Source organism: Microcoleus sp., from assembly GCF_049646505.1.
Classification (GTDB): Bacteria; Cyanobacteriota; Cyanobacteriia; order Cyanobacteriales; family Microcoleaceae; genus Microcoleus.
Window position 1 is genome coordinate 1 of the sequence record NZ_JBARVX010000310.1, and the last position, 3588, is coordinate 3588.

Sequence of the window (3588 nt, forward strand, 5' to 3'; positions counted from 1 at the left end):
GAGCCAAACTGTGCAAAGCTTCCCCGCGAAATCCCAAAGTAGCAATTTTGTAAAGGTCTGCTTCCGTGGTAATTTTGCTCGTACTGTGAGGCTCCGCCGCCTGCTGCAAATTTTCCAGATCCATGCCCGTACCGTTATCTGCAACTTGCACCCGCCACTGTTCGGGCCAGACAGACACAACGATGCGAGTTGCGCCAGCATCCAGAGAATTTTCAACTAATTCTCGTACCGCAGCGGCGATCGAGTCAATCACTTCGCCGGCGGCAATTAAATTGATAACTTCTGCGGGTAAGGTTTGAATAGTAACTGGCATCAGATTTTTAGCATTTCGTTAATTAAATTTTACTTGATTTTGCCACTCGCTACACATTATATTTCACGAAAATTGAGAAAATCTAGATATCTATCTGCCACTTAAACTTGCTCCGCTTCAGCAATATTTTTTGGCAATCGGATGTAAAAAATTGTCCCTTTTCCATTGTCCGATTCATAGGTAATTTCCCCTTTGTGAGCATCAATAATTGACTTAGCAATCGCCGTTCCCAAGCCAGTACCAGTCCGCTTGCCATAAGTCACAAACGGTTCAAATAACTTTTCCTGAATTGCCTGCGGAATCCCCGGCCCGTTATCGTAAATGCTAATTTCTGCCCACTCGTCGCTTTGTGTCACAATAATCTCTACTCGCCCCCCGCGCCCGCCAAAAGCTTCAACAGCATTCCCAACTAAATTTTGCAAAACGCGCAAAATTTTATTTTCGTCTGCTTCCACTATCACTTCTGTTGCCTGCATCACCAAATCTACTTTTGCCGCGTCAAAATAAACTTTGTTCAATTTTTCAAACTGCTGCAATGTCTGGATTAAATTGACTGGTTTTTTACTTAATGTAGAGTTACCGCGCGAAAATTCTAATACTTCTTCAGCCATCCCCAACATTCGCTGGACTTGCAATTGAATGAGTTCGCACCACTCCTGAGTTTCCTCATCGGGGTGCATTTCTTTGAGCATTTCGCTGGAGAGTTTAATTCCGGTAAAAGGACTTTTGAAATCGTGAATGATTGTACTCACCATCTCTCCTACCAATACCATTTTTTGTTTGTGTACGAACTGGCTAACATATTGATCCGTAGTATCCCGCAAATTTTTAATAATGAAATTAAACATTTGCAATACGGAACTGCCTTTAGCTACTTCGAGAGTAGATATTAGTTCTTCGCGACATATTTTTGCCAGAGTCGAACCCGCAAATGCCACAGCTCTAGCACTGCGCGGCTCTCCGTCTAACACTCCGAGTTCGCCAAAAAAATTGTCTGGCCCGGCGACAGCAATAGCTTGATATTTATTGTTTTCAATCTGCTTGCTAAATTCGACTTCACCGGCTAAAACTAGATATAAAAAATCGGCCGCTTCTCCTTCTTCAAAAACTACTGTTTCTTCAGCAAAACTCTCCAATACAGCTATTTGGCACAGGTGAGCAGCTTGAAGAGGTTCAAAATAAGACATAAATCGATGAGATGCCAGATCCATGAGATAATACCTGATGCTTGACTTAAACAGTTTCTTTCTTCTATCTTCGCCGATCGGCATTGATACATTGATAAAATACAATACTGCTTTAATCGGGCTTTATGTTCTGGCATCCCCGGCCAGGAAAAGGCGAGCCTCCGGATGCCAGCGCCAGACTGGGACAGCAGCAGCAATTTCACGAAAATTCTTAGTTAATTGACTAAAATCCATAAATATGGTAATGTTTATGAGATTTAAGTTGGATGTGCGATCGAGTTATCCAACAAACCCTACAAAATTTTAACTTTGCCGAGCGCGTGCAATTTAAATGTCGATCGGCGAAATTCTCAAAAATTAACGATCGCCAGATAAGACAATCGCAGCATTCTGCCCGCCAAAGCCAAAACTCAAACAAACCGCATTTCTCACAGCAGCCTCGCGCCCGCAGCGCACAAAATCCAATTCAAACCCCGGTTTTTTCAGCCCGGTGCAAGGCGGCAAAATCCCATCTCGAATGCTCATCAAACAAAAAGCCGCGCCTAAAGCTCCCGAAGCTCCCAAAGTATGACCCGTAGCGCCCTTAGTCGAACTAACAGCAACTCCGGGGCGAAACAATTTCTGAATTAACAGCGCTTCGTGTCGGTCATTTAAATCAGTTGCAGTACCGTGAGCGTGAATAAAATCGATATCAGCCACTGCTAAATTGCTTTGTTTCAAACATTGATTTACCGCCGCGATCGCACTTTCCCCCCCCAAATCGGGCGCGCTGGCATAACAAGCATCATTTGTCAAGCCAAAACCCGAAACTCGTCCATAAATTTTAGCACCTCGACGCCGTGCCAGCTCGGCCGATTCTAATACAAATAAAGCCCCGCCTTCGCCGAGCACCAAGCCTTCCCGATTTTCGTCAAACGGATAGCAGCCAGTTTTTGCCAAAGCACCCATCCGGTTAAATCCTGCTAAAGTCAGCGGTGTAATTGGCGCTTCCACAGCACCCGCGATCGCCCGCTGACACTCACCGGTGCGGATCGAATCAACAGCGCGGGCGATCGACTGCAGGCCCGTCGCACAAGCAGCCATCGGCGCCAGCACGGGCCCCGCCGAACCAATTGCCCTCGCCGCGGCGATCGCCCCCATGTGAGGCAAAAAATCCACAAATTGAGCATCGGGAATTAGTAATTGGGAATTGGGAATTGGGCATTGGGAATCGGGCATCGGGAATTCCCTTCCTTCTTGCTTCTTTCCTCTTAGCAACATTTCTAAATTTGCCTGAAAGCCGCGACTCGATCCGATCGCAATCCCGCAATCAGGCAAAGGCAAAGTCAAATTAGCATCATGCAAAGCATCTGCCAAAACCTGCTGAATTAAAGCGATGAAATCAGCAGGTTTTGTGCCAATTAAAGCCAAAGGTTGCGGGTAAAGTTCTAAAAAAGGCTGATGCTTCCGAATGCCACAATTCGCAGACAGCAGTTTTTTCCAGCTATTTTCTAGAGTACCTAAAGCCGAAACAAGACCAATTCCCGTAACCACAACATCCAAATCTGCCCTTAGCCTCCCAAGTTTTTAGTCATTAGTTATTGGTTCATTCCTTACGCAAAGAAGCCAGGTTGCTGTGAAAAATCTTTGCTCGATCGCTAGATATTTACGAATCAACCCGGTTTCTGGCCTCTACCTGCGTAAGTCCTCTGGTTATTAACCTGTCGGACATTTAAATTCTATGTTCTGGGCGGGCTAGAAGCCCAACCCCTACTCCCCACTCATTCGGGGAATTGTTTTTTGACATATAATTTATATGCCGCCACAGCTTAGTCACATCCTGTCCGATCGTCGATCGCGACAAGTATTTTGCAGTGCTAGCCTCCCGTTCGCAAGCTAGAAGTTCGCACTGCAATTGTAACCAATGACTAATGACTAATGACTAATGACTACTAACTAATGACTAATGATTACTGACTACTAACTAATGACTACTGCCAACAGCCAACAGCCAACAGCCAACAGCCAACTGCCAACTGCCAACTGCCAACTGCCAACTGACTAATGACTAACTAACAGGCTTAAAATTTTCCAAACCCTGAGTAACAG

At 45.3% G+C, this 3588-nt stretch carries 3 protein-coding genes; all 3 read right to left on the reverse strand.

Annotated features, from left to right (window positions below; genetic code table 11):
- A partial coding sequence (locus tag WBA89_RS16240) for an ATP-binding protein (protein WP_424408156.1) occupies window positions 1–313 on the reverse strand: 313 nt, incomplete at its 3' end.
- Between the two features lie 101 nt (window positions 314–414).
- On the reverse strand, window positions 415–1524 hold the full coding sequence (locus WBA89_RS16245) for an ATP-binding protein (protein ID WP_424408158.1): 1110 nt from the start codon (window positions 1522–1524) through the stop codon (window positions 415–417).
- A gap of 333 nt (window positions 1525–1857) precedes the next feature.
- Window positions 1858–3042 (reverse strand): beta-ketoacyl-ACP synthase, encoded by a 1185-nt coding sequence (locus tag WBA89_RS16250; protein WP_424408160.1) that lies wholly within the window; start codon window positions 3040–3042, stop codon window positions 1858–1860.
- Window positions 3043–3588 lie beyond the last annotated feature (546 nt).